This window comes from Vibrio cionasavignyae (genome assembly GCF_050337155.1).
Taxonomy (GTDB): domain Bacteria; phylum Pseudomonadota; class Gammaproteobacteria; order Enterobacterales; family Vibrionaceae; genus Vibrio; species Vibrio nomapromontoriensis.
Genome location: NZ_JAKJSR010000012.1, coordinates 373936 through 380046 on the forward strand (window position 1 = coordinate 373936; position 6111 = coordinate 380046).

General features: G+C 45.1%; 7 protein-coding genes. 4 read left to right on the plus strand and 3 right to left on the minus strand.

All coding sequences use genetic code 11. From position 1 onward, the window contains the following. Nucleotides 1–5 precede the first annotated feature (5 nt). The 3 genes from L4D74_RS09565 (at nt 6) to L4D74_RS09575 (ending at nt 1508) form a co-directional block, all read left to right on the plus strand. Complete coding sequence (locus tag L4D74_RS09565) at nt 6–422, plus strand: GFA family protein (protein ID WP_428751900.1); 417 nt, start codon at nt 6–8, stop codon at nt 420–422. 118 nt (nt 423–540) lie between these two features. Then, nucleotides 541–945, plus strand: a complete 405-nt coding sequence (locus L4D74_RS09570) for a GFA family protein (protein ID WP_265673539.1) — start codon at nt 541–543, stop codon at nt 943–945. Nucleotides 946–1133: 188 nt separating this feature from the next. After that, nucleotides 1134–1508: a DUF805 domain-containing protein gene (locus L4D74_RS09575; RefSeq protein WP_265673540.1), complete on the plus strand. Its 375-nt coding sequence runs from the start codon at nt 1134–1136 to the stop codon at nt 1506–1508. Between the two features lie 121 nt (nt 1509–1629). Here L4D74_RS09575 and L4D74_RS09580 read toward each other — a convergent pair whose 3' ends face one another. Beyond that, nucleotides 1630–2040: a BLUF domain-containing protein gene (locus tag L4D74_RS09580; protein ID WP_428751917.1), complete on the minus strand. Its 411-nt coding sequence runs from the start codon at nt 2038–2040 to the stop codon at nt 1630–1632. Between the two features lie 59 nt (nt 2041–2099). On the opposite strand from L4D74_RS09580, the gene L4D74_RS09585 reads away from it, so the two are divergent. Further along, nucleotides 2100–2501, plus strand: coding sequence for a DUF1801 domain-containing protein (locus tag L4D74_RS09585; RefSeq protein WP_265673541.1), 402 nt, complete (start codon nt 2100–2102; stop codon nt 2499–2501). A gap of 130 nt (nt 2502–2631) precedes the next feature. Here L4D74_RS09585 and L4D74_RS09590 read toward each other — a convergent pair whose 3' ends face one another. Both L4D74_RS09590 and L4D74_RS09595 read right to left on the minus strand, forming a co-directional pair. After that, complete coding sequence (locus L4D74_RS09590) at nt 2632–3942, minus strand: DUF1501 domain-containing protein (protein WP_265673542.1); 1311 nt, start codon at nt 3940–3942, stop codon at nt 2632–2634. Further along, on the minus strand, nt 3939–5603 hold the full coding sequence (locus L4D74_RS09595; protein WP_428751901.1) for a DUF1800 domain-containing protein: 1665 nt from the start codon (nt 5601–5603) through the stop codon (nt 3939–3941). Before L4D74_RS09595 ends, L4D74_RS09590 begins: the two co-directional genes overlap by 4 nt. Nucleotides 5604–6111 lie beyond the last annotated feature (508 nt).

The following is a 6111-nucleotide window of genomic DNA, read 5'->3' on the forward strand; positions in this document are numbered from 1 at the left end:
GCCCAATGTCTTATGCTGAAACAAACTGCCTATGTGGGGCAGTTAAAATCATCGCGGAAGAGGTTAACCCTAAGTTTACCGTCTGCCATTGTCAATCATGTCGCACGTGGGGCGGCGCGCCATTTTTTGCCGTGAAGTGCGGAAAAAAGGTCAAGATAGAAGGTCGTGAGAACGTCAAAATGTTCGAGTCTTCATCGTGGGCGTCCCGTGGTTTTTGTTCTCAATGCGGTACGCATTTATTCTATAAGTTCAAAGTAACAGGGGAATACAACATGCCAGTAGGCTTGTTTTCTAGCTTAGAAGGGCTAGCAATGGATATGCAGTATTTTAGCGATGCCCGACCGAGTTATTATTGCTTTTCGAATGAAACAAAAGAGATGACGACCGCCGAGATAATGGCTTACTTCTCCAGTGAAATATAATGAGGTTTAATTAAGGCCTATATTTAAAATCATCGTACAGCTTATAAGTGGCTTTGACGTTTCTTACTGAAGTGGATGCTTACCATGCGGCGTGCCGCATAAAATAAAGGGAGTCGTTATGATTAAACAAGTTGGCGATACAATCATTGAAATTAATCACAGGGCGCGTTGTCATTGTGGTGCCGTTGAACTGGAGTTGCACTTACCCAATGGCATCGACAAGCCAAGACGTTGTGATTGTTCGATCTGTCGTAGGAAAGGGGCGATTGTCGCCTCAGTAAAGCTAGACGGTATTCGTGTACTAAAAGGTCAAGAATTCCTTAAGCTTTACCAATTTAATACCGGTACCGCGAAGCACTATTTTTGTTCTAATTGTGGCATTTATACTCACCATCAAAGACGCTCAGACCCAACAGAGTACGGTTTTAATGTTGGGTGCTTATTGGGCGTTAACCCTTTTGATTTGGGTGAGGTGGTCATTAATGATGGTGTTAACCACCCGGCGGACAGGTCTTCGGGTTAACAAAGTTTAAGTGGCTAAAGTCCTAATATTCGTGACTACCAATTTGACTTCGTTATGTTGACGGGCTTTATTTGTATTGTGTCGCGCTGTGTGTTTTACGGCGGAGTTTGCGTGATCAGTAGGTTTCGTAATTAATAGAGCTATGCAAGTGCGCTCGATGATGAAAGTATTTATGGTTAGGAGGTTACATGAATTGGTTCATTTCTGTTTTAAAACGGCCGATAGAGTTTAGTGGTCGAGCTCGACGTAAAGAGTATTGGTATTTCATGGGGATTAGCGTTCTAATTTCTGTGATTTTGACCATTATTGACAACGCGCTCGGTTGGTACAGCGTATCTGAAGAGATTGGTATTCTAAGCGGCATTTTTACATTATTCATTATATTACCAAGCCTATCAGTCACCGCTCGTCGTTTACATGATACTGGTCGTACTGGCTGGTGGATGTTGCTTTACTTTATTCCAATTATTGGTTTTTTCGTTATGTTGTATTTCTTAGTTTTAGACAGCGAAAACGCCGAAAATGTCTACGGGAGTAACCCTAAGTTGTCGGCGAAGTTATAGTCAGTGACTAGGTTAGAAGCGGCTTGTTGGATGGGGAGCTGTGTAAGTTACTGCGCAGCCACTGTTGAGTTATGACGGGTAGTATAAACGTTATCAGCACAGTAACGAACGGATTTGACGATTATTCCGACGGCAGGTTTTTTTTGAGCTCTAAAAGCATGAGGTAGGCGCTTTCTCCTGACATTTTATAGGGGTTAAAGTGTTCTGAACCTGAAAATTGCAGCTTTAATAGCGTGGTTAAATGCGATTGTGGTATGTCACCCATAGACCAATCCCCAAATGAGAGACAGTCGATTTCTTTGAAATAAAGTATGCTGACATTACTGTGCCGCTGGTCCTTTAAAATATGGTGATAGGTGTCGTTTATGGCGTCTCTCGATCCTTCTAAACACTGCAGAAAATAGGTTTGATTGTGGCTCAGTAGTCCGGTGATATGAGATTTTTTGTTGTGCTCACGGGATTGTGAAAGGATGTCTCCTATAGCATTTGAATCACAATTCTTTGATAGTGTACTGACATAAATATAATCGATGTGGCCTAAATTGCGAACTTACGCAACGTTGACTGTTGAGCAGAGAGGGGAGCGAGACGATGGAAGTGATAAACAAATTTAATGATTATCCAAGTGATATTCGACGGTCACTCCTTGATTTAAGAGCGCTCATTTTTCAGTGTGCGAAGGCGTTAGATTTAGGTGACGTGGAAGAAACGCTGAAATGGGGCGAGCCTAGTTACCGTGTTCAATCGGGCAGCCCAATTAGAATGGATTGGAAGTTAAAGACGCCGAATCACTACTACCTGTATTTCAACTGCAACACGCAATTAGTCGACACATTTCGTGAGTTATATAGTGACGTACTTGAGTTTCAAGGCAATAGAGCCATCGTGTTATCGATGACTCAACCGTTTCCTGAAAGCGAAATTACCCACTGTATCGCCTTGGCGATGACCTATCAAAGAATAAAACACATGCCTTTACTTGGAGCAAGTTGAGCACCAATAGTTAGCAGTTAGCAGTTAGCAGTGAACTGTGAGTACTAGACGTGGTGTTATTCCCAGCGAATCAGAAGCGTCATCTGCACGGTTTGTGGTACAGGCAGTTCTGATGCACATCCAGATTCAATTATTTCAAGAACCCTAAATCTTGTACCGAGAAATTCGCTAAGTTTGGAAAGATATAGCCCATCGCATCATCCGTTCTTACTCCCATCCATTTCGCAATTGTCGCACCAATTTGCTCAACAGAAGTCGTCGGGATCATTCGTCCTTTATTGAAGTCATTTTCGCCATCAAGGATTAACGATGGCCACTGCCCGTATAACTGTCCGCTATTTAACGCGCCGCCCATCACTAGGTGATTGCTTGCCCAGCCATGGTCAGTTCCGGCGCCATTGCTCGCTAAGCGTCGCCCAAAATCAGACATGGTCATTGTGGTCACTTTGTCGCCCAGTCCTGATGCTTCCATAGATTGATTGAACGCGGCAAGCGACTGGCTCAAAGCGCTCAGCAATTGCGTATGAGTATCCAATTGGTTGGCGTGTGTGTCAAAGCCACCTAAGCCGACAAAATAGATTTGCTTCTGATGCCCAAGTTGATCGCTCGACTTAATCAATCGCGCGACGGTATGGAGCTGATGACTTAACGATATATCAGGAAAATGCGCTTCTTCCGGAACCGATTCAATCGCCGTTGCGAGTTGGTCTCGTATTGAAATTGAATCATCCTTCACGCGATCAAACTCTCGTCCAAACGCTGTTAGCGGGGATAAACTCATCACCTGATCAAAGCTCTTACGGCGCAAACTATTACTAACGGCATTCACTTTAGGCAGGGATGATGCCTTAATAAGGTTAGCACTGTGATCGCTGCCATTTAGTAGCTGCGCATATCCGTTAAGACTAAACGTCGGGCTAATGGTGTCTGTATCGCTACTGAGCACATCCATCAAGCGTCCTGCCCAGCCTAACGGTGTGGTACTGCCAGACCAGCCACGCTGCCATTCTGTTTGTTGTGAGTTGTGAGAAAATAGAAACGGCGGCATCGCATGCGTTCCATCTTGCAAACCCGCTTTCGTTGAAGGCTCTATCAGCACACCGCTATTCGCAATGGCGATCATTTTGCCACTGTCGAAAAGGTTTTGAATGCCTGTCATTGATGGGTGTAAACCTAATGTCAGGTCTGACCCCGTATTCAACGACAGCGGCAATAATGAGGCCTGTGGGAGGGCTATATCTGGACGAGCAGCAGCGTACTCATCATAGTGGGCATTATCGTTGGGCACTAACATGTTAAAGCCATCATTCCCGCCAAACAAAAACACACAAACTAAGGCTTTATAATCATTGTTTGGTAGGGCATGTGCAGAGCCGGTACCCATCATCGAGACAAGTGGTGTCGAGGCCATCGCCGCTAAAAGTTGACGACGTGAAATCATTGGGCAAGCTCCTCTATATGAAACTCTTGGCTGGTCACTACAATATAAAGTGCGTTGCGAACCTTTAAACTCTGCTGCGTATCGCGAAGGTCGTCTAACCCTTCTAATACGATGGCTCGTAGCGGCTCACTCATTCGTTGAGAAAGCAGACGTCTTTCAATTTCATCGATCAATGCCAAGTGATCATTGGCTATCGCTTCTAAAGGCGCGGTATTAATGACGATACGCTTAGGGTTCTCTTCGCCCTCATAATTGGTTCGGCCAGTTGCGGACCAAAGCTGATTATTGGTGAGTATAAAGTTGTTCCAACTGAGAATCTCAAATTCTGGTGCAACGTCATTGGCGTCTGAAATCTCGCCAATTGGAGCGTAATCTGGAGAGAAAAAATTGAACACGCTCGGCGATCCAAGCGGCGACTGTCCATATGACCCAAACGTGCTAATAGAGTCATGGAAGCGCCCTGAAGGATCGGCGGATTTAGCCTCTAAGGCGCGGAAAAAATTGGTCATCGCTATTAATGGCTCTTTCATCTTAACAGGCGAACGATCACCGCCGCTCTGTGCCTCGCTATCAGTGAGAACCCCGCGGATCACCGCTTTAAGATCCCCTCTCACTCCCTGACCATTATCGGCAAATAGTGCACTAACCCTTGCAACATAAGCGGGCGAAGGATTCGACGTGACCAACCTTTGGATAAGATGCTTACTGATCAACGGAGCGCTGTTCGAGTGATTCAGCAACATATCCATGGCTTGTGCCATATCCTGTTCGGCGGTTTGCCCTTGTGCAAATACCTCGCCCATCACTACTTTTTCTTCATCGTCATGACGCTCAGGATACGCCACCATAGGTAAGAACCAATTTCCGTCTTTGGATCCCCAATTCGGTTGGTTTTTCTCGGCTATGTGCCAACCGGTAAACACGCGTGCAAGGTTTTCAATGTCGTCTTGCGAGTAGGTTGGGATCCGCTGCCCTTGGCTATCAAGTTTTTCGGTGCCATCTGGGTTGAGTTCATAAAGCCCAATACTAAACAACTGCATGACTTCACGTGCATAGTTTTCATCAGGGTAGCGATTACTCTCTGGCGCCGCCTTTTGGTTCGCCATCATTGACAAGTAATCACCCATCGCGGCATGACGCGTGACTGATTCGATCAAATCACGATAATTGCCAAAAGCATGAGTGATAAGCATGTCGTAGTAGTCAGTCATCTCTAGGGCTCGGCCATTTAAGCTAGCGCCATATCGTGAAATTACGAATATTTCACTTAATGCAAATGCGACTCGCTGTCTGAGTTGATCTGGGGCATTCAGGCTAAGATCCCACCACACGGCCGCACGATCCGATTGGTTGTAACTGTCGCCAGCGCCTTCTAGGGGGTATTCGTTAAGACGTGTTAAGTGCAAGCTTGGCGCCATAGAAAATTGCTGATTGAGCCAAGTGGCATAACCTAACGTTGCGAGTTCTTGATAGGAGTCCGGTTTAGGACCAAATGTCGATCGATAGAGAAGGTCATAACGCTGATCTTGTGTCAGGGGGATCGGCTCGGGGGAAACATTGTCCGAACCACTATCGCCTTCTCCGCCACATGCCGAAAGCAATGAAAGGCCAAGGAAGCATGCAGTCAATTTGAAGGCACAGCGCTTTAAAACAGAAGACAACTCAGAAACCTTATTCTGTAGATGATGTCGCCGCACACTAACGAAGATCATGATTTGCAGCAATCTAACCCAGTATAAACTGTGCGACGGGTTCAAATTTGCCAAAGCGGTAGCAAAGTTAGCCAAGCCATATCGTTAAATACAATATACGCATACCCGGCTAGCCCAACAATTCCTCATTCCTTTGAAGCAAGGAGCCTACTCACAATGTTTACAGAATTTCTTGGTGATCACAAAGTCACACCGTTATTGTTTTGCTCGCTTTTGCCCCATTGTAAGGCAGACCTTTTACTCATTCGCATCTTGTTAATCTGCGTTTGCCTTAAAAGAAATTATCCGAATCTAAATGGAGAGAGTACACACCTCAAATTAAATTGAATTTAGTTATCTTGCATAGGTAAACCAACACAAACACGGTCAATATTTAGCTATCATTGGCCGATATTTACCTGTATTGGCCGAGTTAATGAGATATCAAAGTAAACCCGTAGATTCAATACCACTAATG